Source organism: Micromonospora sp. CNZ280, assembly GCF_011759515.1.
This window is the reverse complement of record NZ_JAAOYP010000002.1, coordinates 226,491-249,409: the sequence shown is the minus strand read 5'-3', so window position 1 is coordinate 249,409 and position 22,919 is coordinate 226,491. Positions and strand designations below refer to the sequence as shown.

The following is a 22,919-nucleotide window of genomic DNA, read 5'->3' as shown; positions in this document are numbered from 1 at the left end:
GCGAACATCGGCACCAACCGGGTGAGGGGCCGCGCGAGCGGCCCCTCACCGCTGCCCGAGCGGGCCACGCGCGTCTGGCGGACCCTCGGCGCGGCGTTCGTGCTCCTCGTCTTCGTCCCGCCGCTGCTGCTGCTGGTCTCCGGTTCGTTCACCGAACCCGGCCTGCCGCCGTCGCCGACGCCGCAGCTGGTGCCGGATCCGGTCTCCACCACCGGTTACCAGCAGGCCGTCCAGCTCGGCGGCCTGCTGCGCGCGTCGCTGAACTCGGTGCTGGTGGCAGTGGTGGCCGTGCCGCTGAGCGTACTGGTCGCCGCGCTGGCCGGGTTCGCGCTGGCCCGGGTCGCCCCGCGCACCACCGCCACCGTGGTCGCGGCCTCGCTGGTCGCGTTGATGGTGCCGGCCACGGCGCTGCTGGTGCCCCGCTTCGCGATCTTCCGGACGCTCGGGCTGACCGACACCCTGGTGCCGTTGATCGCGCCGGCGCTGGTGGGCACGTCACCGCTCTACGTCCTGGTCTACTACCTGGCCTTCCGGGCGTTGCCGGCCGACCTGTACGACGCCTGCCTGGTGGCGGACCTCTCCCCGATGCGCATCTGGTGGCGGGTCGCCCTCCCGCTGGTCCGCCCGGTCACCGCCGCGCTCACCGCGCTCACCTTCGTGCTCACCTGGTCGAACTTCCTGGACCCGCTGGTCTACGTCTACGACCGCGACCTGTTCACCCTGCCGCTGGCGCTGCGCTCGCTGTCGGTGCTGGACCCGACGAACTTCCCGGTGTTCCTGGCCGGGGCGGTCCTCGCCACGGCGCCCGCGCTGGCCGTGTTCGTGCTGGCCCAACGGCGCTTCCTCCACCACGACGACCCGACGGGACGGAACCGATGAGACCGAAGGCCCTGCTGGCACTGCTGCTCTCCGCCGTGCTCCTGACCACCGGTTGCGGGTCCGGGTCGGGTTCGCCCGCCGACGGCCCGGTACGCCTGCTGGTCTTCGGCGCCCCGGAGGAACTGGCCGCCTACCGCACCCTGATCGAGGCGTACGAGAAGGCCCGGCCCGGCGGCGACGTGCAGCTCATCGAGGCCAGCGACCGCAAGGACCTGCTGGCCCGGCTGGCCACCTCGGTGGCCGGCGGCGCGCCGCCGGACCTGTTCCTGATGAACTACCGGTTCTACGGCCAGTTCGCGGCCAAGGACGTCGTCGAGCCGCTGGACGACCGGATCGCCGCCTCGGACGCCGTCGACCCGGCCGACTACTACCCGGTGGCGATGGACGCGTTCAAGTGGAACGGCAGGCAGCTCTGCCTGCCGCAGAACGTCTCCAGCCTGGCCGTCTACTACAACCGCACGCTCTTCGCCAGGTACGGCGTGCCGGAGCCGAAGCCCGGCTGGACCTGGAACGACCTGGTCGGCACCGCCACCGCGATGACCCGCGACGCCCGGGGCGTGGTGGTCAGGGCGACCGAGAGCGAGGGCGCCGCGCTGCGGCCGGCCGTGCACGGGCTCGGCGTCGAACCGTCGATCATCCGGCTCGCCCCGTTCGTCTGGTCCAACGGTGGCGAGATCGTCGACGACCCGGCGAAACCGACCCGGTTGACGCTGGACGGTCCCGCCGCCCGGGAGGCGCTGAAGAACCTCGTCGACCTGCGGCTGGCGTACGGGGTGGTGCCCACCGACGAGGAGGTGGAGGCGGAGGACGACGAGTCGCGGTTCGCCAACGGTCGACTGGCCATGCTGATGAGTTCCCGCCGGTCCACCACCACGTTCCGCTCGATCAGCGACTTCGAGTGGGACGTCGCGTCGCTGCCGGTCTACCGCGAGCAGGCCGGGGTGCTGCACTCCGACGCGTACTGCATGACCCGGGGCGCCAAGCGCAAGGACGCCGCCTGGCGGTTCCTGGAGTTCGCCATCGCCGAGGAGGGGCAGCGGATCATCGCGGCCACCGGCCGCACCGTGCCGTCGCACGTCGGGGTGTCGCAGTCCCCGGCGTTCCTCGGCCCGGCCCAGCCGCCGCGCAGCGCCAAGGTCTTCCTGGACGCCATCCCCACCGTCCGGGCGCTGCCCACCGTCTCCACCTGGCCGGAGATCGAGGACGTCACGTACGGGATCCTGGAGAACGCCATGCACCGGGGCGACCGGCTCGACGACGTGATCCGCGACCTGGACCAGCAGACCCGGCCGTTGTTCGCCCGCGGGGAGCGCGGGTGAGCGAACCGGGGCTCGTCCTGGACGGCGTCAGCGCCGCGTACCGGTCCGCGACCGTGCTGCACGAGGTCGACCTGGCGGTGGACCGCGGGGAACTGCTCGTGGTGCTGGGGCCCTCGGGGGCCGGCAAGTCGACGGTGCTGCGGGTGGTGGCCGGGCTGGAGCCGGTCACCGGCGGCCGGATCCGGATCGCCGGGCGGGACGTCACCGGCGATCGCCCCGGCCGGCGCAACGTGTCCATGGTCTTCCAGTCGTACGCGCTCTTCCCGCACCTGAGCGTGGCCGAGAACATCGCGTTCGGGCTGGAGGTGCGGGACACGCCCCGGGCGGTCGCCCGGGAACGGGCCCGGGCCGCGGCCGAGTCGGTCGGCTGCGCGGCGCTGCTCGACCGCCGTCCCGGGCAGCTCTCCGGTGGCGAGCGGCAGCGGGTGGCGCTGGCCCGGGCGCTGGTGCGGGAGCCGGACGTGTTCGTGCTCGACGAGCCGCTGTCCAACCTCGACCTGGCGCTGCGGGTGGAGATGCGCGCCGAACTGCGCGCCCTGCACGACCGGGTGAGCGCCACCATGGTGCACGTCACCCACGACCAGACCGAGGCGCTGGTGCTCGCCGACCGGATCGCCGTGCTGCGCGACGGCAGGATCGAGCAGGTCGGCACCCCGGACGAGATCTGGCGCACCCCGGCGAGCACGTTCGTGGCCCGGTTCGTCGGCTCCCCGGCGATGAACCTGCTGCCGGCGGACGGCCCGGTGCGACCGGCCGGCGACTCTCCGCCCGGTGCGCCGGTCACCGAGACCGGCCGGCTCGACCTCGGCTTCCGGCCCGAGGCGGTCACCCTGGCCGGGGCCGACGCCGAGGGCACGCCGGCCACCGTGGAGCGGGTGGACGTGGTCGGTGAGGACGCCTACGCGTACCTGCGGCTGGCCGGCGGGGAGCCGGTGGTCGCCCGGGTGCCGGCCGCCCGCCGCCCCGACCGGGGAGCGGCGGTACGCCTGAGCGTGCGCTGGCCAGACGTGCACCTGTTCCACGCCGGCTCCGGCCGACGGTACGCCCCGTGACCCGGCCGGACACCCGCTCCCGCCGGCAGTTGGCGCTGATGCTGGCGCCGTACCTGATCGGCCTGGTCGGGCTGGTGCTGCTGCCCGCCCTGGTGACCCTGGCGCTGGCCTTCACCGAGTACGACCTGCTGCGCCCACCGACCTGGGTCGGGCTGGACAACTTCACCGCCCTCGTCGACGACCCGGTCTTCCGGGTGTCGCTGGCCAACTCGCTGGTGTTCGGGCTGGTGGCCGTACCACTGCGGGTGCTGCTCGCGCTCGGCCTGGCGCTGCTGCTGCACCGCCGCGCGCTCGGCGTCGGCGGCGCCCGCACCGCGGCGGTGCTGCCCACCGCGGTGCCGGAGATCGCCTACGGCCTGCTCTGGCTCTGGCTGCTCAACCCGCTGTACGGGCCGATCAACCAGGTGCTGCGCACCGGCGGGGCGAACGGGCTCACCGCGCTCGGGCGCACCCCGCCGCAGTGGCTCACCGACCCGACCGACGCCCGTGCGGCGATCATCCTGATGAGCCTGTTCACCATGGGGGAGACCTTCGTGGTGCTGCTGGCCGCGCGGCGGGCGCTGCCCCGCGACGTGTACGAGATGGCCGCTCTCGAGGACGCCACCGGCTGGGACGTGTTCCGTCGGATCACCCTGCCGCTGATGGCGCCGGTGCTGGCCCTGCTCATGGTGCGTGACCTCATCCAGAGCCTGCACTTCTCCTTCGTGCCGGCGTTCGTGGTCACCGACGGCGGCCCGCCGCCGTACGCCACCACCTACCTGTCGCTGTTCGTCTATCGCACCGGGTTCGAGTACCTGCGCTACGGCTACGCGGCCGCGGCGACCCTGGTGATGATCCTGCTGACCGTGGCGGCGGTGTTGGTGCAGTGGCGGCTGGTCCGCCGCTACCGTGCCTTCTACCGGCTCTGACGAGGAACCGGACCGGTTGCCACCGCGTCCCACGTGACGGAGGTTGGTCTCATGCGCAGAGCATCGGTCCTGCTGGCCGAGGTCGGCCTGCTGTGCTGGCTGACCGCGTGTTCGGCCTCCCCGGACCTGCCCGAGGTGAGCGGCGCGCCGACACCACTGCCGTCCGGCAGCGGCAAGCCGCCCCGGCCGTCGCCGTCCGGCAGCGGCGAGGTGCCGGGGCCGTCGCCGTCCGGCAGCGGCGAGGTACCCGGGCCGCTGCCGTTCGGCGCCCGCACCCTCACCGGCACGGTGGAGCGCGCCGGGGACTGCACCATGCTGCTGGTGGGCGAGCGGCGCTGGGCGTTGACCGGTGAGGTGGCGGCGGCGCTGCGTCCCGGCGCGCGGGTGACCGTGCGGGGCAACGTGGCGCCCCGTCCGGCCGCCTGCGGCGACCGGGACATCGCGCAGACCGTCGCAGTCACGCGGGCCGACCCGGCCTGACCACGACGGGGACCGGCGGCGATCCCGGGAGGTCACCGTGCCGGCGGTGGGCCGCGGGTGCGGGCGATGCGCCGTGCCGCCCTCGGCGTGTAACGCCCGCCGGACCGGGTAGGACGCGCGGATGGAGCTGGTGGAGGAGTCGCCGTACCGGTTCCGGATCGACCGGCACGACCCGATGCGGGTACCGGGGGTGGTCTTCGCGTCCCGGTCGCTGCTGCCGGACGCCGGGGCGGACAGGTCGCTGGAGCAGGTGGCGAACGTGGCCACACTGCCGGGCATCGTCGGCGCCTCGTACGCCATGCCGGACGTGCACCTGGGCTACGGCTTCCCGATCGGCGGCGTCGCCGCCACCGACGTCGAGGCCGGCGGGGTGGTCTCCCCGGGCGGGGTGGGTTTCGACATCTCCTGCGGCGTCCGGCTGCTCGCCGCCGACCTCGATCGCGCCGAGCTGGGCACCCGGCTGGAGCCGCTGATGGACGGGCTCGGCGCGGTGACCCCGCGCGGCATGGGCAGGGGCGCGGTGTGGCACCTGTCGAAGCAGTCGGAGCTGGACGCGGTGCTGCGCGGCGGCTCCCGGTACGCGGTGGAGCGGGGGTACGGCGTCGAGCGGGACCTGGCCCGCTGCGAGGACTACGGGGCGGTCGACGACGCCAACCCGGCGCAGGTGAGCGAGCGGGCGGTGGAACGCGGCGCCCGGCAGGTCGGCAGCCTCGGTTCCGGCAACCACTTCCTGGAGGTGCAGACCGTCGAGGAGGTGTACGACGACCGGGTCGCCGCCGCGTTCGGGCTGCGCCCCGGCCAGGTCTGCGTGATGATCCACTGCGGCTCGCGCGGGCTGGGCCACCAGATCTGCACCGACTACGTGCGCCGGATGGAGAAGGTGATGGCCCGGTACGGCATCGACGTTCCGGACCGCCAGCTGGCCTGCGCGCCGGTGGACTCGCACGAGGGTCGCGCCTACCTGGGTGCGATGGCGGCCGCCGCGAACTACGCCCGGGCCAACCGGCAACTGCTGGCCGACGCGGCCCGCAAGGTGTTCAAGCGGGAGACCGGCCGGAATCTCGACCTGGTCTACGACATCTCGCACAACCTCGCCAAGATCGAGGCGCACGGGGTGGACGGCGGGCAGCGCAGCCTCTGCGTCCACCGCAAGGGGGCCACCCGGGCGCTGCCGCCGGGCCACCAGGATCTCCCCGACGACCTGCGCGACGTGGGGCAGCCGGTGCTGATCCCCGGCTCGATGGGCACCGGCTCGTACGTGCTCACCGGAGTGCCCGGAGCACCGGCGTTCGCCTCCACCTGCCACGGGGCCGGCCGGGTGCAGAGCCGCAAGCAGGCGGTCAAGGCCGAGCGGGGGATGGACCCGCGCGCCCAACTGGAGGCCCAGGACATCGTGGTACGCGGCGCGTCCCGGCGCGGGCTGGCCGAGGAGATGCCGGCGGCGTACAAGGACATCTCGGCCGTGATCGAGTCGGCTGAGGGAGCCGGGCTGTGCCGCAAGGTCGCCCGGCTGGCACCGATCGGCGTGGTGAAGGGCTGACCGGGCGCTTCGACCTCGCCGGGCGCTGACCGGCGCGTCAGACGTCCAGGGTCACCGCGCAGGACCAGCCGGCGCCGTCGCGGCCGAAGCGCAGCTCGTGCAGGGCGACCGCCTTCGGCACCGCGCCGACGAGTTCGACCGCGTCGGTGTCGGTGGTGCGCCAGCGCACCAGCAGGCCGCCCGTCCCGTCGTCGGTCACCTCGGTGCTCAGCGGCAGCTCGCCCTCGGTCTCCATCCGGAAGATCACCTCGTCGAGGACGCTGACCAGCAGGTCCGCGTCGTCAGCGGCGGGCGCCCGGAACTCCCGCTCGGCCGCCGGCCGAACCCCGTCGGCGTCGGTGAACGTGTCGACCAGTGCGGTGACCGCCTCGGCCACGCACGCCTCCCGGGTGGGCGCCCACGCCTCGATCCGTACGTCGGCGGTGTGCGGCACGCACCGGTGTCCCCGTTCCGCTGGTCGCTCCATGCCCCGATCATCCGCCCCGCGCCCGGGCCGGGCGGGCGGTTGTCGGGAGCCGTCCCGGAAGCCGGTCCGGGGGAACCCGGAGCGGTCCCGGAAACCGGCCGGATCCGCTGGGCACCCGGCGGATATGCAGGCACGCTACAGGTACCGAATCTACAGGAGGTGCCAACGTGGTGGCCGGACGACGATCCCTGGCCCGGGTGACCATCGGCGTGCTCGCCGTCGTGCTCGTACTCTGCTGCGGCGGCGTGGCCGTCGGCGGCTGGGCCCTCGCCCGCGGCGGTACGGACACCGTCGGCCAGGTGGACTTCGTCCGCCCGCTGGCCGTGCCGCCGCTGGCCGAGTCCCGCGTCGATGAGCGCGGGCGGCGGGTGTTCGACCTGCTCGCCCGGGACGGCCAGCGCGACTTCCACGGCGACGGGCGGCTGACCCGCACCGCCGGCTTCGACGGCGACTTCCTCGGCCCGACGCTGCGCGCGAGGCGGGGCGAGCAGGTCGTGGTCAACGTGGTCAACCGGCTCGCCGAGGAGACCAGCGTGCACTGGCACGGCATGCACCTGCCGGCCCGGATGGACGGCGGCCCGCACCAGATGGTCCGGCCCGGTGCCACCTGGTCGCCGACCTGGACGGTGAACCAGCCGGCCGCCACCCTCTGGTACCACCCGCACCCGCACGGCCAGACCGAGGAACACGTCTACCGGGGGTTGGCCGGGATGTTCATCCTGGACGACGACCGGGAGGCCGCGCTGCCGCTACCGCGCGACTACGGCGTGGACGACATCCCGGTGATCGTGCAGGACCGCAACTTCTCCCGCGGCGGCCAGTTCAAGAAGACCCGCAACCTGATCGCCGGGATCGGGGTGCTCGGCGACACCCTGCTGGTCAACGGCACCGTGGGGCCGTACCTGGACGTGCGGACCGAACGGGTGCGGCTGCGCCTGCTCAACGGCTCGACCGCCCGCACGTACGACTTCGGCCTCTCCGACGACCGGCCGTTCGCGCTGATCGGCAGCGACGGCGGCCTGTTGCCGCGCACCGCCCGGGTCGACCGGGTGCGGCTGTCTCCGGGCGAGCGCGCCGAGATCGTGGTGGACGTTCGCCCGGGGGAGCGGGTGACCCTGCGCAGCAACCCGCCCGAGCTGGGCGCGGGCGCGCTGGCCGACCGCTTCGCGGGCGGGGCGGACCGGTTCGACGTGCTGCAACTGCGCGCCGCCGGCACCCTCGCCGCGTCGCCGCCGGTGCCGGAGACGCTGGCGCCCACCGAGCGGCTGGACCCGGCCGACGCCGCGCAGACCCGGCGGTTCACCCTCACGGGCCGCAGCATCAACGGCCGCTCGATGGAGCTGGACCGGATCGACGAGACGGTCACCCGAGGCAGCACCGAGGTGTGGGAGGTGACCAACCGGGACGGCGCCCCGCACAACTTTCACGTGCACGACGTGCAGTTCCAGGTGCTCTCGGTCGGCGGGTCCGCTCCGCCGCCCGCGTGGAGCGGCTGGAAGGACACCGTCTACCTGGCGCCCAACCGGCCGGTACGGCTGATCATGCGCTTCACCGACCACAGTGACCCGGACACGCCGTACATGTACCACTGCCACCTGCTGTACCACGAGGACGCCGGCATGATGGGCCAGTTCGTGGTGGTCGAACCGGGCCAGCGGGCCGGTCGCCCGCCGCGATCGGGCGACCACACCGGCCACGACTGACGGCCGCTCGTGCGGCCACCGGCCGAGGCGTACGGCCGCCGACGCTGGTGCCCGGCGGGACGGCGGCGGCGGAGGGTAGGGCGTACGGTCGGCCGGTGCGGATCATCAAGTTCACCCACGCCTGTGTCCGGATCGAGCACGACGGGGCGGTCCTGGTGATCGACCCGGGCACCTGGAGCGAGCCGCGGGCCCTGGCCGGCGCGGACGCCGTGCTGGTCACCCACGAGCACACCGACCACGTCGACGTGCTGCGGCTGGCCGGCCTCGGCGTCCCGGTCTTCGCGCCCGAGCAGGCGGTGCTGCCCGACCTGGCCCCGCTGCCGGTCACCCGGGTCCGCGCCGGCCAGCGGTTCACCGCCGCCGGCCTCAATGTGACCGCGTACGGCGGGCGACACGCCGCCATCCACGACGGACAGCCCGACTGCGCCAACCTCGGCTACCTGGTCGAGGAGAGCGTCTACCACCCGGGCGACTCGCTGCACCGCCCCGAGCGGCCGGTGCCGACGCTGCTGGCGCCGGCGCAGGGGTCCTGGCTGAAGCTCACCGAGGCGATCGACTTCGCCCGCGCCGTCGGCGCCGAGCGGGTGTTCCCGATCCACGACGCCCAGCTCAACGAGCGGGGGCTGGCCAGCGTCAACGGCTGGTTCGGCGAGACGGTGCCCGGCTACCGCTACCTCGCCCCCGGCGAAGCCGCCTGAGCCCTCCGTCGTTCACGCGGCCGCGGGGCGGCGGCTCGGTCACGCTCGCCCCACCCTCCCCGGCAGGGAGCAGCATGAGCAGCGAGACCGTGCCCACGGTGATGCCCGCGGCCTTCTTCGGGCACGGCAGCCCGATGAACGCCCTCACCCGCCCGGGCGCGCGGCCAGCCGGGGCGGGAGGCTCAGAACTCGAAGCGCGGCGCGGCCGGGGTCAGCAGGGCCGTCCGGGCTGGCGCAGACCAGCCGCGGCGCAGCTCACCGGCGATGGCATCGAGTACCCGCGGCACGTCCGGCGCGGCGCCGTCGTGCATCGCCTCGACCACCACCAGGATCGTCGCGGTGTCGTCGCGGACCGCCGACCAGCCGCTCTGCCGGTTGGTCCAGCGCCGGGCGTGCGCCCGCCCGTCCGGGTCGGCGAAGATCACCTCACCCGGGTCCGGGTGCTCCTCGGCGCCGGCGAAGGTCAGGTAGCGCTCGTCGCCGCGGGCCGGCCGCACCTCGATGCCGCCGCCGATCCGCGCCACGTCGAGGATCCCGACCGGGATGGCGTACGCGGCGGAGACGGCGTTGCCGAGGTCGACCAGCGGGTGCACCTCGGGCAGGGCGCCCTCGGTGCGCAGCCGGCGCAGCAGCGACTCCGACGCGCACCGGTATCTCGTCGGGGCGAGTCCCATCCGGGCGAACGCCCGCCGCCACGCCTGGATCTCCGGGAAGCTCGCCTCGGTGCCGCCGGCCAGCCGGTCCCGGGCCACCGCGTGCAGGTCGGCCAGCGGCAGGTCGGCGCGCGGCTTGCCGGCCACGCCCTCCGCGTACAGCAGGCCGGCGACCAGCCCGGGGTGCGCAGCCCAGACCTCGGGGGAGTGCTGGAAGAACATCTCGGCCCCCCTCACGCCTCGGCGCGGGCCAGCAGCAGCCCGAGCGCGACGAACGAGCCGGCGAAACCCCGGCGCAGCCAGCGGGTCACCGCCGGCCGGGCCAGCACCCGGTCGCGTACCGCGCCGGCCAGCACCCCGTAGGCGGCGAACACTGCGAAGGTGAGCGCCATGAACACCGCACCCAGACCGAGCATCCGGGTGAACTGGTTCGGCTCGCCGGCCCGGACGAACTGCGGCAGGAACGCGAAGAAGAAGATGGTCAACTTCGGGTTGAGCAGGTTGGACAGCACCGCCACCGAGATCACGCGGGCGGCCGACGGGGCCGGCTCCGCCGGGTCGACGGCGAACCCGCTGCGGTCCCGCAAGGTGGCCCAGGCCAGGTAGAGCAGGTACGCCACGCCGGCGTACTTGAGCACCTGGAAGGCCGCCGCGCTGGAGTGCAGCAACGCGGCCATCCCGGTGACCGCCGCGGCCAGGTGCGGGGCGACGCCCAGGGTGGAGCCGGCGGCGGCGAGCACGCCCGCCCGGGGCCCCCGGCCGAGCCCGGCGGCGAGCGTGTAGAGGGCCCCGGTGCCCGGGGTGGCGATCACGACGAGCGAGGTGACCAGGAACGCGACGGTCATCATCGTCCTTCCGACGAGTGGGTGGGTGGTGCCTCACTGCCCACTCTGCTGCCATCATGGCCCGATGAGCAGAGCCAAACCACGCTCGCCCGAGAGGTCCATATCCGCCGGGTCGGATTTCCTGCACCTTGACATCGCCGAGGCGCCGCCCGGCGGCCGCGCCGACTGGCTGGCCGCCCGGCTGCGCCAGGCAATCGCCGACGGGCGGCTCCCGATCGGCGGCCGGCTGCCCGCCACCCGGGTGCTCGCCGCCGATCTCGGTGTCTCCCGGGGCGTGGTCACCGAGGCGTACCAGCGGCTGGTCGAGGACGGCCAGGTCGCCGGGCGGGGACGCGCCGGCACGGTGGTGGTCGCCGCTCCGGCCGCGCCGCCGGCGCCGCCGCCGGCCGCGGCGCCTGCCCCGGTCACGCTCTTCCCGCGCGCTCCCGGCACCGACGTCCTCGACGCCGTACGCGCGATCCCGGCGCGGATCGACCTGACGCCCGGCGTACCCGACCTGGCCGCCTTTCCGCGCGCGGCCTGGCTACGCGCCGAACGGACCGTGCTGCGGCAGCTGGCCGCGTCCGACTTCGGCTACGGCGACCCGCGCGGTGCGCCCGCGTTGCGCGCCGCCGTCGCGGCGTGGCTGGCCCGCAGCCGCGGTGTCGCGGCCGACCCCGCCGAGGTGATCGTCACGACCGGTGTCTCGCAGGCGCTCGGCCTGCTCGCCCAGGCGTTGCGGCCGTACGGCATCACCCGGATCGCGGTCGAGGACCCGGGCTCGCTCGGGGTGCGCCAGCACCTGAACAACTGGCAGGTCGACACCCCACCGGTCGCGGTCGACGACGCCGGCCTGCGGGTCGACGAACTGGCCGCCAGCGGCGTGGCCGCGGTGATGCTCACCCCCGCCCACCAGTTCCCGACCGGCGTGGTGCTGGACGGCGAGCGCCGCCGCCAGCTCGTCGCCTGGGCGCGGGCCGGCGGGCTGATCGTCGAGGACGACTACGACGCCGAGCACCGGTACGACCGCCCGCCGGTGCCGGCGCTGCGGGCGTTGCTGCCCGACCAGATCTGTTACGCCGCCAGCGTGTCGAAGCTGCTGGCGCCGGCGTTACGGGTCGGCTGGCTGCTGGTGCCGGCGCGCTACCGGGAGGCGGTGGTGGAGGCCCGGCGCAACGCCGACCTGGGCAACGCGGTGCTGCCACAACTCGTGCTCGCCGAGCTGATGACCTCCGGCGCGTTGGAGCGGCAGCTCCGGATGCTGCGCCGGCGGCACGTCCGCCGGCGGGACGCGATGATCGCCGCGCTGGCCCGGCACCTGCCCGGCGCGACCGTGCACGGGGCGGCGGCCGGGCTGCACCTGATGGTCACGCTGCCAGGTGACCTGCCGGACACCGAGGTGGCCGCCGGTGCGCTGGAGCGCGGGGTGAAGGTGCAACCGCTGTCCTGGCACTGCCAGCGGGCACACCGGCCCGGGCTGGTCCTCGGGTACGCGGCGAACCCGGCCTCGACCATCGAGGAGGGGATCGCCACCGTCGCCGCCGTGCTACGCGGCTAACGGGGGCCGCTGCCAGCCGGCGCGTCGGGCACGGGCCGGGCCCCGGGCTCGGCGGTCAGGGCGTGCCGGGCCAGTACGACGAGCCAACCCAACCCGGTGAGGATCGACAGGCGCTGAAGCAGGCCGGCGGGCGCCGGGGTCCACACGCCGGCGTAGTCCAGCCCGACGAGCGTGCCGGCGCCGAGGAACAGCACGATGACGGCGACCCCCACCGCGATGCCGTACGCCCGGGCGAACCGGCGCGCGTACGTGAAGGCGATCAGCGCCAGGGCGAGGAAGACGGCCGGGCCGGCGACGTCGTGCAGCGCCCCGTGCCAGGAGGCGGTCGCCGCGGTGCCCGGCGGGTAGTCCAGGCCGGGATCGGTGACGAAGACGCCCGCGGCGACGAGCGCGACCCCGGCGGTGGCGACCCAGCGGGGTCCCCAGACCGCCGCCGGGCCGGAGTGGATGGTCCGGCGCAGCCCGACCGCGAAGACGACCAGCAGTACGCCGGTGAGCAGGAAGTTGGCGATCTGGATCCAGCCGCGTCCGGTGAGGGCCAGCTCGCTGATCCAGTTGCGCATCGGGTCGTAGTGTGGCCGGGCGGCGCCCTCGGCCAGCGCGACGGTGGCGAACACCAGCGGACCCGCGGCCCCGGCCCAGAGGAGTTTGCGTGACGACATGTCTTCTCCAAACATAATCTGCATGACGCAGATAAATGATGATGCAGATTATGCGGCGGTAGAGTCGGGCCATGTCAAGAGCGCGGCAGGAACTGCTGCTCGAGCTGCAGGCCACGCTGACCCAGGCGGTGGCCGACGCGATCCTGGTGCAACAGGCGGCGGCCGACCGGCTCGGCCTCGGGCTGGCCGACTTCAAGTGCCTCACCGCCCTCACCGAGGAGGGCTCGGCGACGGCCGGGGAGATCGCCCACCGCACCGGCCTGACCAGCGGCGCGGTGACCCGGATGATCGACCGCCTGGAGCGTGCCGGATGGGTCCGGCGCCGCCACGACACGGTGGACCGTCGCCGGGTGATCGTGGAACCGGTGCCGGAGCGGCTGGCGGAGATCGAGCCGCTCTTCGCCGGCATGGCCGCCGGCTGGTCGGCGGCGCTCGCCGACTACGACGACGCCCAACTGCGGATGCTCATCGACCTGTTCGGCCGGATGCGCGCCCTGGCCCGGCAGCAGGCCGCGGCGATCCGCGTCGAAGCCTGAGGCGCCGTTCGGGGTCACCGGCTCTGGAAACGGGTCGACGGCCGCCACCATCGGCGGGGTCGCTCGACCCCGCCGATGGTGGCGGCCGTCGTAGGTACGCCGGGGCAGGCGTACGTCAGAGGCGCTTCGCGACCTCGACCAGCTGGTCCAGGGCCGCGCCCCAGCCCTCGATGAAGCCCATCTCCGCGTGCGCCTTCTTCGCCGCGTCGTCGGCGTGGATCGCGGTGGCGGTGTACTTCGTGCCGGTGCCGGCGGGCTCGATCTGGACGACGGCGGTGAACGGGAAGCCGTCCGCGGAGACCTGCGGGCGGAAACCGGGGCCGAGGGCCGAGGTGAAGGCCAGCGTGGAGTTCTCCTTCACCAGCAGCACGCAGCCGACGTTCGGGAACTCCTGGCCCTCCGGCGAGCGCATCACCGTGTTGAACTTGCCGCCGGGCCGCAGGTCGAGTTCGCAGGACGTGGTCGACCAGGGCTTCGGGGTGAACCACTGCACGATCAGCTCGGGCGTCGTCCAGGCCTTCCAGACCAGCTCGGGCGCGACGTCGACGGTGCGCTCCAGGACGAGGTCGAGATTGGGGTCCGCGCTCCAGGTGGTCATTTCTGCTGCTCCTTCAGGTCGTAGAGAAGTGCGTCGAGTTGATCCAGCCGTCGGGTCCACAGCGCGCGCTGCCCGGTGAGCCAGGTGTCGACCCGTTCCAGCGGCTCGGGGGTGAGGCGGTAGGTGCGCACCCGACCCTTCTTCTCCGACGTCACCAGGCCGGAGCGCTCGAGGACGCCCAGGTGCTGGGTGAACGACGGCAGTGCCATGTCGAACGGACGGGCCAGCTCGCTGGTCGTCGCCGGCCCTCGGCCGAGGCGTTCCACGATCCGGCGGCGGGTGGGGTCGGACAACGCGTGGAACACGCCGTCCAGCGCCGGGTCCACCGGCCTGTCCCCGTCGCCAGATCGCTTAGGCATGCACCTAAGTATGGGCGCGGCGAAAGCTTAGGTCAAGACCTAAGTATCAGGCGTGTTGGGACGTGCCGGGATCCGCCGATCCTGATCGTCGCCGCCGCAGCCGAGGAGCATCGCCCTTGACATCGTCGGCTCCCGCTGGCCAGCATCGGGGGCGCCGGTGTCGCGACCTCGGCGGCCAGCAGGGCCGTACGGGCTGAAACGTCGACTCTTCGCGAAGGGACGACGTGATGCACCCGATGCTGCGACGGCTGGACGACCTCGCCGCCCACCTCGCCACCCGCCCGGACGTGGTCGCGCTCCTCGGGCTCGGCTCCGCCGGCGCCGAGCACGACCGCCTCGACGACTACTCCGACCTGGACTTCTTCGTCGTGGTCGACGCGCACGCCAAGCCCCGCTACCTGGAATCCCTCGACTGGCTGCGCGCACCCTGCCCGGTGGCGTACAGCTTCGCCAACGACCGCAACGGGCGGAAGGCGCTCTACGCCGACGGCGTTTTCGTCGAGTACGCCGTCTTCACCCTCGACGAACTCGCCCGGCTGCCGTTCACCGGCGCCCGGATCGTGTGGCAGCGTGACGACGCGCCCGCCGGGCTGGCCGATTGTGGACCACCGCCGGCCGGGGTCCCGTTCGACACCGTCGAGTTCCACCTCAACGAGGCGCTGACCAACCTCTACGTCGGCCTGCTCCGCGACCTGCGCGGTGAGCGGCTGACCGCCGCGCGGTTCATCCAGTCGTACGCCGTCGACCGGGTGATCGGGCTGCTGAACCTGACGCACCCCGGGGCCGGGCACCGCCGCGACCCGTTCGACGCCAGCCGGCGGGTGGAGCAGGCGTACCCTCCTCAGGTGCTGCCGCTGGCCGCTATGGTGCCCGGCTACCAGCACAACCGGCAGGCGGCGGCGGTCACGCTGACCTGGCTGGAGGAACGATTCACCGTGGACCGGGTGATCGCCGACGCCATCCGCCGGCTCCTCGCCGTCGGAGCCTAGACCCGGCCGCCGAAGAAGACCCAGACCTCGGCCACCCGGCCGTCCCGCACCGTGATGTGCTCGGCGTTGCGGTACCGCTCACCGTTGTGCAGCTCGTACTCGTACAGCAGGAGGACCTCGTCGTCGCCGACGTCGGCCAGCCGCAGGACCTCCTGCGACAAGAAGCGGTCCGCCGTCGGGAAGCACCGGTCGAGGTAGGCCGCCTTGTCGATGTGGTCGTCCTGCGGGCTGGTGAAGACCAAATCCGGGGCGAGCAGCCGGTCGGCGGCGGCCAGGTCCTGTTTCCGGTACGCCGCCAGCAGCGCCCGCACCACCTCCGTGTTGGACACGCTCCACCTCCTGGCGGCCGGCGGTTCTCGGCGACCAGCAGCATAAGCGGTGCCGACTGTCGGTTCCCGACACACCGGTTCCGCTGGACGTGTCGGTCAGGCTCATATCGGGTGTGCTCGATGTCACGTTAGCGTCTGGCCACGCCGACACCACCGCCGGCGCTCGCCGATTCCGGGAGAGCGTCCATGAAGACACCGCTGAAGGCCACCGCCGCCCTGGTCACCGCCCTGCTGCTGACCCTGACCACCGCGTCCCCCGTCCAGGCCGCCGACCCGTCCACCAAGACCCCGGTCGCCGGCTCGTTGCGCGCCTACAACGTCTCCGGCGTGTACGTCGCCGGAGTCTCCTCCGGTGCCTACCTGGCCACCCAGCTGCACGTCGCCTACTCGTCCCGGATCCGCGGCGCGGCCGTCTTCGCCGCCGGGCCCTACTACTGCGCCCAGAACAACGTCGCCCAGGCACTCTACGGCTGCGGCGACAACCTGTACCCGACCTACCTGTCCGCCCTGCAGACGTACACCCGCACCTGGGCCACGTACGGCTGGGTCGATCCGGTGGGCAACCTCTCCGGCGACCCGGTGTACGTCTTCCACGGCGCCAACGACAGCACCGTCAAGAAGTCGGTCACCGACGACCTGGTCCGCTACTACCAGCACTTCGGCGCCAGTGTGCAGTACGACAGCGGCTCCTCGGCGGGGCACGCCTGGGTCACCCCGTACGGCACCCGCGGCTGCACCGCGACCGCCTCGCCGTTCCTCAACAACTGCGGCACCGACCCGCAGAACGCCCTGCTGCGCAAGCTGCTGGGCAGCGTCAAGGCGCCGAACACCGGTGCGCTCGGCGGCACGCTCATCCGGTTCAGCCAGAACACCCACGCGGTCAACGGCTGGGCCCCCGGCCTGAGCATGGACGCCAACGGCTTCGCGTACGTGCCGTCGTCGTGCGCCGCCGGCCAGTCCTGCCGGCTGCTGGTCGCACTGCACGGTTGCCTGCAGGCGTACGGCTCGGTCGGCACCGCGTTCGTGGATCGGGCCAACCTCAACCAGTACGCCGACACCAACAACCTGATCGTGCTCTACCCCCAGGCCGCCACCGCGGGCACCAACCCCAACGGCTGCTGGGACTGGTGGGGCTACCTCGGCGCCACCAACTACCCGATCAAGGGCGGCGCTCAGGTCGAGACGATCATGAACATGGTCCGCCGCCTCGACGGCTGACCTCATGTGAGGTGGCCCCGGCCGGCCCCGCTCAGGCGGGTTCGTCGGCCGGGGCGTCCACCCCAGCCAGGCGGGCGTCCGCCTCGGCCTGCCCCTCGGCGTCCCGGGCCGCCTCGCACACCGCTGCCGCGTCCACCCAGTGCCGCCGCGCCTCGTCCACATCGCCGAGCGCGTCCGCCGCGTCGCCCAGGTACAGCAGGGTCCGGCCCAGCCCCGGGGTGGCCGGCCCGCCCTCGCGCAACCGCCGGCTCTCGGCCAGCATCTCGTACGCCTGCCGCGCCTGCCGGGGCGCGGTGCTCAGCAGCGTGGCACCGGCGTTGAGCAGCGCGGCGGCCCGATTCGTCGGGTCGGCCACCGACTCGTACTCGCGCAGCGCCGCCCGCCACGACTGTGCCGCGTCCAGGTGCTCGCCCAGGTCGGCGTGCACCAGCACCAGGTTGGTCAGCGCCGCCGCGTAGCCCCGGGCGTCGCCGAGCGAGCGGAACGTGTTCGCCGCCCGGACCAGATGGTGGTGCGCGATCTCGAACTCGCCGCGGGCGAGCTGGGCGGCGCCGAGTCCGAGCTGGGTCAGCGCGTGCCCGGCCCGGTCGGCGCCGGAGCGGTGCCGGCGGGACAGCTCCAGGTGTTCCACCGCGTCGTCGAGCTGACCGAGGTCGAGCAGCACCAGGCCGAGGTTCATCCGGGCCTGGGCGGTGCCCCGGCGGCCCCGCTCGGCGACGGCCAGGGTCAGCGCGGTGGCCGCGCCCTGCGGGTCGTGCCGGCGCCGACGCAGCACCCCCAGCTCGTTGTGCGCCCAGCCGGCGATCTCCGGCCGGTCGTCGGCGGTCGGCGTGGCCAGCACGGTGCGGCACACCTCGTCCCACTCGTCCAGCCGCTCGACGTGGGCGAGCCAGCCGCACAGCGCCACCGCCAGCCGGAACCACCAGCGGCGGACCCGGCGGGGCAGCGTCTCGGCTGCGCCGGCCGGCACCTTGACCACCGCGAGCAGCAGCTCCTGGTGCAGGTCGAACCAGCCGTACGGGTCGTCGTCGAGCGGCAACGGCCGGTCCCGGTCCAGGGTGGACGCGGCCACCGCCAGGCTCGCGGCGTGCCGTTCGGCCCGCCGGGCCAGGTGCCGGGTGAGCCGGGCCTGCGCCGCCACCCGCCGGCGCACCGGCTCGTCGTCCCGCAGGTGCAGCCGGGCGTACGGGCCGAGCAGCGGCCGCACCTCGTACCGGTCGCCGGGCGCGCCGACCACGAACGCCCCGGCGGCCAGCTCGTCCAGCAGGGCGGCGACCCGGTCCGGCCGCCGGTCGGCGAGCGCGGCGATGGTCGGCCGGTCCACCGGCGCCGGGGTGAGCGACATCAGCCGCCACAGCCGCCGGGCCTCCGCCGAGAGCGCGTGATACGCGGCGTCCCGCGCGGTCACCAGCAGGGTCGCCGGGGACGCGTCGAGCTCCTGGTGCGGGGGAGTCTCGACGGCCCGGCGCAGCGCGTCGAGCACGTCGGCGTGCCGCCAGCCGTGCTGCGCGGTGCGCCGACCCAGCTCCGCCACCGTACGCGGCTGCCGCCCGCACAGCTCGACGATGGTGCGGACCGCCGGGTCGGTGCGCGGTTCCGGGCGGTGCGGGCGGGCCGCCGGCGCCGCCGCGCCGGCCGCGGCGAACAGTTCGACCGCGTCGTCGGTGTCCGGCTCCCCGATCCAGTGCGCCACCACCCCGACCGCGTCCAGCGCGGCGAGCGCCCCGGTGCCGGCCAGCAGCAGCCGGCAGGCGTGGGCGGTCGGCGGCAGGAGCGGCCGGACCTGGGCGGCGTCGTCGACGTTGTCCAGCACCAGCAGGATCCGCCGGCCGTCGAGTTGGCCGCGCAGCTCGTCGGCGGCCTCGGTGAGGTCGTCCGGGCGACCGGAGGCCGGCGGTCGGGTGCCCAGGACCCGGGCCAGCGCGGCCAGCACCTGCCGGGGCGGGTGGCGCCGGCCGCCCCGGCGCAGGTCCAGGTGGTACTGGCCGTCCGGGAAGTCGGCCCGGCACCGGTTGGCCGCCTCGATGGCGTACCAGGAGGTGCCGACGGCCCGGCGGCCCACGACCGCCACCGCGTGCTCCCGCTTCAGCGCGTCCACGATGGCGTCCACATCGTCGCTGCGCCCGGTGAAGGTGCCCTGGTAGGGCAGCGTCGGCGTGCCGGCGGCGGCCGGCGTCTCGGCGTCCGGCTCGGCGAGCTGGTCGCGCCGGCGCCGGCGCCACTCGACCACGAAGGAGGCGAGCAGGCCGAGCAGCACCACGCCGACGCTCGCCGAGCCCAGCACCTGCACGGACAGCTCGGAGAGCAGGTTGCCGGCGATGTTGCCGAGCAGCGCGCTGACCCCGCCGCCGAGCACCCCGCCGAGGGCGAGCAGCACGCTCAGCCGGCCCGGCCCGCGCGACCGCCCGGCCGGCCGGCTCACCGGACGCCCCCGGCGACCAGCCCGGCGACGAGCTGGCGGCGGGCCAGCACCACCAGCAGCACCGGCAGGATCGACGCGACCACCGACCCGGCGGCGAGCACCCCGCTGTTGGCCACGAACCCGCGGGTCTGGCCGGCGAGGAACAGCCCCAGCGGTGCCGCGCCCGGCCCGCTGAACAGCAGGCCGACCACCAGGTCGTTCCACACCTGGACGAACTCCAGCACGGCGACCGCGACCACCGCCGGCCGGTTGTGCCGGGCCAGCAGCCGCAGCGTGCTCCACCAGTGCCGGCCGCCGAGTCGCACCGCGCGCACCTGCTCGGCGGGCAGGTCGGCGAAGGCGTTGCGCAGCACCAGCACGGCGAACGGGATGCCCAGCGCGACGTGCACCAGCGCCAGCCCGCGCGTCGTGCCGGAGGAGAGCACGGCGCCGAGCACCTCGTTGACCGGGCCGGCGATCACCTGGACCGGCACCACGCTGGCCGCCATCAGCAGCAGCCCGGTGGCCTGCGCGGGCGGCCCGGTCAGCCAGGCCAGCGGGTACGCCGCCAGCAGCGCGATGCCGAGCACGGCCGCGGTGACCACGGTGGCCAGCACCAGGGTGAACCCGAGCGTGCGCCACAGCTCCGGACCGCTGGTCAGCTGGCGGTACGAGTCGAGGCTGGGCGCGCTCGACCACCACGCCCGGGCGGCCGCGTCGACCGGCCGGTGCAGCGAGGTGGCCAGCAGCACGCCCAGCGGCACCAGCCAGGCGAGCGCGGCGCCGGCGGCGAGCAGCCGGATCCACCGACGCGGCGGCGCCGGTTCGGGGTCGACCGGCGCGGGATCGCGCGGCGGCGGCCACGCCTGGCGGACGAAGAGCGCCGCCACCAGCATGCCGGCCGCCACGGCCGCCAGCCAGATCACCCCGAGCGCAGCGCCCTCGCCGGTGGTGGTGCCGCCGGAGGTCTGCCAGACCCGCAGCGCCAGCACCGACGCCTCGTCGCGCACCGAGCCGGGGGTCATCACCAGGATCAGGTCGAAGGTACGGCTGGTGCCGAGCGCCACCAGGGCGAACACCACCGCGACCGTACGCAGCAGCAGCGGGCGCCACTGCGCGTCCCAGAGCACGTCCCGCCGGTTGCCGCCGAAGGCGCGGACCGCGTCGCCGAGGCTCGGCGGCACCGCGTCCAGCGCGGCCCGGAACACCAGCACGGCCAGCCCGACCCAGGCCCAGACGAACGCCGACATCAGGGCCACGGTGACCAGGCCCGGGCCGAGCAGCTGCGGCACCTGTTCCGCCGAGCGCCCGGTGAGCCGGGCCAGCAGCAGGGTGGCCGGCCCACGCTGCGGATCGGGGTCGTAGAGCAGCCGGAAGGTGACCCCGGTGACCACCAGCGGCAGCGCGGTCGGCACCACCAGGATGAGCCGGACCAGCCCGCCCTCCTGCGAGCGGCGGGACGCGGCGGCCAGCAGGTAGCCGAGCACGGTGACCACCGCGGGCACCAGCAGCGCCCAGAGCACCGTACGGCCCACCACCGCCGCGGTGCCCGGCGCGGCGAACGCGGCGCGGAAGTTCGCCGCGCCGACCCAGCGGCCGTCGGTGACCACGCTGGCGTGCAGCGTCCGTAGCACCGGCCAGGCCACCAGCCCGCCGAGCAGCAGCAGCGCCGGCAGCAGCAGCGCGGAGGTGGCGCCCGCCGCCGGGTAGGCTCGGCCGCGCCGCGGCGGCCCGACGTCGTCGAGAACCGCCAGTTCGCCGAGCACCGGCCGGGTCATCGCCCACCCCCGGCCGCCCGGGCCGCCGCGGCCAGCTGTCCGGTGGCCCGGCGCACCGCCTCGGCGGCGCGCACCCCGTCGGTGACGTCGGCGAAGAAGTCCTGCATGATCCGCCAGATGCCCACCCCGTCGGAGCCGGTGAACGGGCCGGGCAGCCGGTCGGAGAGGTCGAAGCGGACCGACTCCGCGTCGCGCAGCTCGGCGGCGAGCGCCCGGCGCATCGGGTCGTGGTAGCTCTCCAGCGGGACCGTGACGTTGGGGGAGAGGTAGCCGCCGGCCCGCAACCACGGCCGGAATGCCGACCCGTCGCTGAGCCAGCGCACCAGCTCCGCCCCGCGGGCCGACCCGGCGAACGCCACCGCCGCGTCGCCGCCCAGGATCAGCGGACGGTCCGCCGCCCGTGACCCCGGGAACCGGAAGGTGACCGGCTGCTCCGGACCGCGCTGGAACCGGCTGCTGACGTCGGCGACGAAGTCGGCCTCGAACACCATCGTCGCCCGGCGGTGGTGCACCACCTGGATCACCGACTCCTCGTACTGGGTGAGCAGGGCGCGGCGGGGGCCGCCGGGGAAGGCGCCGTCGATGCTCCACAGCTCGGCGAGGCGCTCCAGGGCGATCCGCACCGACCGGCTGCGCCAGTCGGCCTCGCCGCGGGCCAGCGCCTCGTAGAAGTCGGGCGCGGCGACGTCGGCGAGCACGTTCTCGAACCAGTCGGTGAGCACCCAGCCGTCGGCGGCGCCGATCGCCAGCGGCGCCGGGGCGATGCCGGCCCGGGCCCGGGCGCCCTGCCGGCGGGTGATCGCCACCAGTTGGTCCCAGGTGGCGGGCGGCTCGGAGAGCATCGACCGGAAGTACCAGAACAGCGACTTGTGGGCCGCCTTCACCCAGACCCCGTAGCGGCGCCCGTCGGTGGCGAGCAGGTCGGCCATCCCGGGCGGGACGGCGTAGCTCGCGGCGGGGGCGAGTTCGCGCAGCCAGCCCCGGCGGGCGTACTCGACGACCAGCCCGGAGCGGGGCAGGATCGCCACGTCGGGGCTGGTGCCGGCGAGGTGCCGGGCGCGCAGGAACGCGTCGATGTCGTTGCCCGCGCTGACCACCCGTACCGGCGTGCCGTAGCCGGCCACCACCTGCCGGAACCGGGTCAGCTCGGTGCCGCTCCACACCACCGCCACCTGCAGCGACCGCTCGCCCCGGGAACAGGAGGCGGCGGCGGTCGCGGTGCTCGCCGCGGCGGCGGCCCGCAGCAGCGTACGGCGGCGCAGCCTCACCGGCCCACCTCCGCGTCGGCGTCGGCCGGCGCTGCCCGGACCTGGTCGCCGAGTTCGGCCAGCACGGCCTCGTCGGCGGTGCAGACCAGCACCGCGAGACCCGGCGCGTCGGGCGGGGAGAGCCGCCCGACCAGGTCGGTGAGCCGCCCGCCGTCGGGGGCACCGGCCGGCAGGTCGATGACCAGGACCTCCGGCAGGCAGGCCATTGCCCGGGCCAGCGCAACCCGGAAGCGTTGGCCCTCGGAGAGCAGGTGCGGCCGCAGGTCGAGGGTCGGCGCCAGCTCCAGCCGCTCGACCACCGTCGCCGCCCAGCTGTCGGCCACCTCGCGTACCCGTTCCCGCTTGCGCTGGCCGTAGGCGATGTTGCGGCGCACGGTCAGGTGGGGCAGCAGGGCGCCGCCGGCCGGGACGTACCCGATGCGGCGGCGCAGCGGCGGCAGGTCGGTGACGTCCCGGCCGCCGACCAGCACGGCGCCGGCCGCCGGCGCGGCCAGCCCGACCACCACCCGGGCGAGCGCGGTGCCGACCCGGGGCGGGGCGGCCAGCGCCACGGTGGCGCCGGCGGGCACGTCGAGGGTCACCGGCGCGTCGGCGGGCAGCGCGACGAGTTCGCAGAGTCGTAACGTGGCCATCACCTCCGGTGACCCGAATCGTCGCCCCCAGGGTGGCACATCCGGACGACGAACACGCCCCGCACCCTC

General features: G+C 74.6%; 23 protein-coding genes. 12 read left to right on the top strand and 11 right to left on the bottom strand.

Annotated features, from left to right (window positions below; translation table 11 throughout):
- Positions 1-21: 21 nt before the first annotated feature.
- From FHX32_RS16180 to FHX32_RS16155, 6 genes are all read left to right on the top strand, one after another.
- Entirely contained in the window at positions 22-879 is an 858-nt protein-coding gene (locus FHX32_RS16180) for a carbohydrate ABC transporter permease (protein WP_167183389.1), read from the top strand.
- Positions 876-2,198 carry an ABC transporter substrate-binding protein gene (locus tag FHX32_RS16175; RefSeq protein ID WP_167183386.1) on the top strand — a complete coding sequence of 441 codons (1,323 nt, stop codon included), beginning with the start codon at positions 876-878 and terminating at the stop codon, positions 2,196-2,198. Before FHX32_RS16180 ends, FHX32_RS16175 begins: the two co-directional genes overlap by 4 nt.
- On the top strand, positions 2,195-3,250 hold the full coding sequence (locus FHX32_RS16170; RefSeq protein ID WP_167183383.1) for an ABC transporter ATP-binding protein: 1,056 nt from the start codon (positions 2,195-2,197) through the stop codon (positions 3,248-3,250). The genes FHX32_RS16175 and FHX32_RS16170 overlap by 4 nt, the downstream gene beginning before the upstream one ends.
- A gap of 38 nt (positions 3,251-3,288) precedes the next feature.
- Positions 3,289-4,158 carry a carbohydrate ABC transporter permease gene (locus FHX32_RS16165; protein ID WP_167185998.1) on the top strand — a complete coding sequence of 290 codons (870 nt, stop codon included), beginning with the start codon at positions 3,289-3,291 and terminating at the stop codon, positions 4,156-4,158.
- A 51-nt stretch (positions 4,159-4,209) separates the two neighbouring features.
- Entirely contained in the window at positions 4,210-4,638 is a 429-nt protein-coding gene (locus FHX32_RS16160; protein ID WP_167183380.1) for a hypothetical protein, read from the top strand.
- Positions 4,639-4,759: 121 nt separating this feature from the next.
- A complete protein-coding gene (locus FHX32_RS16155) occupies positions 4,760-6,178 on the top strand; it encodes an RtcB family protein (protein WP_167183377.1) in 1,419 nt (472 codons plus the stop codon).
- Positions 6,179-6,215: 37 nt separating this feature from the next.
- On the opposite strand, the gene FHX32_RS16150 is transcribed toward FHX32_RS16155, so the two are convergent.
- Entirely contained in the window at positions 6,216-6,644 is a 429-nt protein-coding gene (locus FHX32_RS16150; RefSeq protein ID WP_167183374.1) for an archease, read from the bottom strand.
- A gap of 170 nt (positions 6,645-6,814) precedes the next feature.
- Here FHX32_RS16150 and FHX32_RS16145 point away from each other — a divergent pair, with 170 nt between their 5' ends.
- Together FHX32_RS16145 and FHX32_RS16140 are read left to right on the top strand one after the other, a co-directional pair.
- On the top strand, positions 6,815-8,347 hold the full coding sequence (locus FHX32_RS16145) for a multicopper oxidase family protein (RefSeq protein ID WP_486481128.1): 1,533 nt from the start codon (positions 6,815-6,817) through the stop codon (positions 8,345-8,347).
- A 95-nt stretch (positions 8,348-8,442) separates the two neighbouring features.
- Positions 8,443-9,045, top strand: a complete 603-nt coding sequence (locus tag FHX32_RS16140; RefSeq protein ID WP_167183371.1) for an MBL fold metallo-hydrolase — start codon at positions 8,443-8,445, stop codon at positions 9,043-9,045.
- A gap of 182 nt (positions 9,046-9,227) precedes the next feature.
- Here FHX32_RS16140 and FHX32_RS16135 read toward each other — a convergent pair whose 3' ends face one another.
- Together FHX32_RS16135 and FHX32_RS16130 are read right to left on the bottom strand one after the other, a co-directional pair.
- Positions 9,228-9,920 carry a phenylalanine--tRNA ligase beta subunit-related protein gene (locus tag FHX32_RS16135; RefSeq protein WP_167183368.1) on the bottom strand — a complete coding sequence of 231 codons (693 nt, stop codon included), beginning with the start codon at positions 9,918-9,920 and terminating at the stop codon, positions 9,228-9,230.
- 11 nt (positions 9,921-9,931) lie between these two features.
- Positions 9,932-10,543, bottom strand: coding sequence for a LysE family translocator (locus FHX32_RS16130; RefSeq protein WP_167183364.1), 612 nt, complete (start codon positions 10,541-10,543; stop codon positions 9,932-9,934).
- A 64-nt stretch (positions 10,544-10,607) separates the two neighbouring features.
- Between FHX32_RS16130 and pdxR the strand changes: the two genes are divergently transcribed.
- Positions 10,608-12,080, top strand: a complete 1,473-nt coding sequence (gene pdxR / locus FHX32_RS16125) for a MocR-like pyridoxine biosynthesis transcription factor PdxR (RefSeq protein ID WP_167183361.1) — start codon at positions 10,608-10,610, stop codon at positions 12,078-12,080.
- On the opposite strand, the gene FHX32_RS16120 is transcribed toward pdxR, so the two are convergent.
- On the bottom strand, positions 12,077-12,742 hold the full coding sequence (locus FHX32_RS16120) for a DUF998 domain-containing protein (RefSeq protein WP_167183358.1): 666 nt from the start codon (positions 12,740-12,742) through the stop codon (positions 12,077-12,079). The genes pdxR and FHX32_RS16120 overlap by 4 nt on opposite strands.
- Before the next feature lie 71 nt (positions 12,743-12,813).
- Between FHX32_RS16120 and FHX32_RS16115 the strand changes: the two genes are divergently transcribed.
- A complete protein-coding gene (locus FHX32_RS16115; RefSeq protein WP_167183355.1) occupies positions 12,814-13,278 on the top strand; it encodes a MarR family transcriptional regulator in 465 nt (154 codons plus the stop codon).
- Between the two features lie 115 nt (positions 13,279-13,393).
- On the opposite strand, the gene FHX32_RS16110 is transcribed toward FHX32_RS16115, so the two are convergent.
- Together FHX32_RS16110 and FHX32_RS16105 are read right to left on the bottom strand one after the other, a co-directional pair.
- On the bottom strand, positions 13,394-13,876 hold the full coding sequence (locus FHX32_RS16110) for an SRPBCC family protein (RefSeq protein WP_167183352.1): 483 nt from the start codon (positions 13,874-13,876) through the stop codon (positions 13,394-13,396).
- Entirely contained in the window at positions 13,873-14,235 is a 363-nt protein-coding gene (locus FHX32_RS16105) for a metalloregulator ArsR/SmtB family transcription factor (RefSeq protein ID WP_167183349.1), read from the bottom strand. The genes FHX32_RS16110 and FHX32_RS16105 overlap by 4 nt, the downstream gene beginning before the upstream one ends.
- A 236-nt stretch (positions 14,236-14,471) precedes the next feature.
- Here FHX32_RS16105 and FHX32_RS16100 point away from each other — a divergent pair, with 236 nt between their 5' ends.
- Complete coding sequence (locus FHX32_RS16100; protein ID WP_208418814.1) at positions 14,472-15,224, top strand: hypothetical protein; 753 nt, start codon at positions 14,472-14,474, stop codon at positions 15,222-15,224.
- Here FHX32_RS16100 and FHX32_RS16095 read toward each other — a convergent pair.
- Positions 15,221-15,553 (bottom strand): nuclear transport factor 2 family protein, encoded by a 333-nt coding sequence (locus FHX32_RS16095; protein ID WP_167183343.1) that lies wholly within the window; start codon positions 15,551-15,553, stop codon positions 15,221-15,223. The two genes, FHX32_RS16100 and FHX32_RS16095, sit on opposite strands and share 4 nt — an antisense overlap.
- Positions 15,554-15,739: 186 nt before the next feature.
- Between FHX32_RS16095 and FHX32_RS16090 the strand changes: the two genes are divergently transcribed.
- Entirely contained in the window at positions 15,740-16,771 is a 1,032-nt protein-coding gene (locus tag FHX32_RS16090) for an extracellular catalytic domain type 2 short-chain-length polyhydroxyalkanoate depolymerase (RefSeq protein WP_167183340.1), read from the top strand.
- Positions 16,772-16,802: 31 nt separating this feature from the next.
- Here FHX32_RS16090 and FHX32_RS16085 read toward each other — a convergent pair whose 3' ends face one another.
- The 4 genes from FHX32_RS16085 to FHX32_RS16070 are packed head-to-tail and all read right to left on the bottom strand — an operon-like array spanning position 16,803 to position 22,850.
- Positions 16,803-19,193: a tetratricopeptide repeat protein gene (locus FHX32_RS16085; protein WP_167183338.1), complete on the bottom strand. Its 2,391-nt coding sequence runs from the start codon at positions 19,191-19,193 to the stop codon at positions 16,803-16,805.
- Positions 19,190-20,950 carry an ABC transporter permease gene (locus tag FHX32_RS16080; protein WP_167183335.1) on the bottom strand — a complete coding sequence of 587 codons (1,761 nt, stop codon included), beginning with the start codon at positions 20,948-20,950 and terminating at the stop codon, positions 19,190-19,192. Before FHX32_RS16080 ends, FHX32_RS16085 begins: the two co-directional genes overlap by 4 nt.
- Positions 20,947-22,218 carry an extracellular solute-binding protein gene (locus FHX32_RS16075; RefSeq protein WP_167183332.1) on the bottom strand — a complete coding sequence of 424 codons (1,272 nt, stop codon included), beginning with the start codon at positions 22,216-22,218 and terminating at the stop codon, positions 20,947-20,949. The genes FHX32_RS16080 and FHX32_RS16075 overlap by 4 nt, the downstream gene beginning before the upstream one ends.
- Complete coding sequence (locus tag FHX32_RS16070; protein ID WP_167183329.1) at positions 22,215-22,850, bottom strand: ATP-binding cassette domain-containing protein; 636 nt, start codon at positions 22,848-22,850, stop codon at positions 22,215-22,217. The genes FHX32_RS16075 and FHX32_RS16070 overlap by 4 nt, the downstream gene beginning before the upstream one ends.
- Positions 22,851-22,919: the final 69 nt, after the last annotated feature.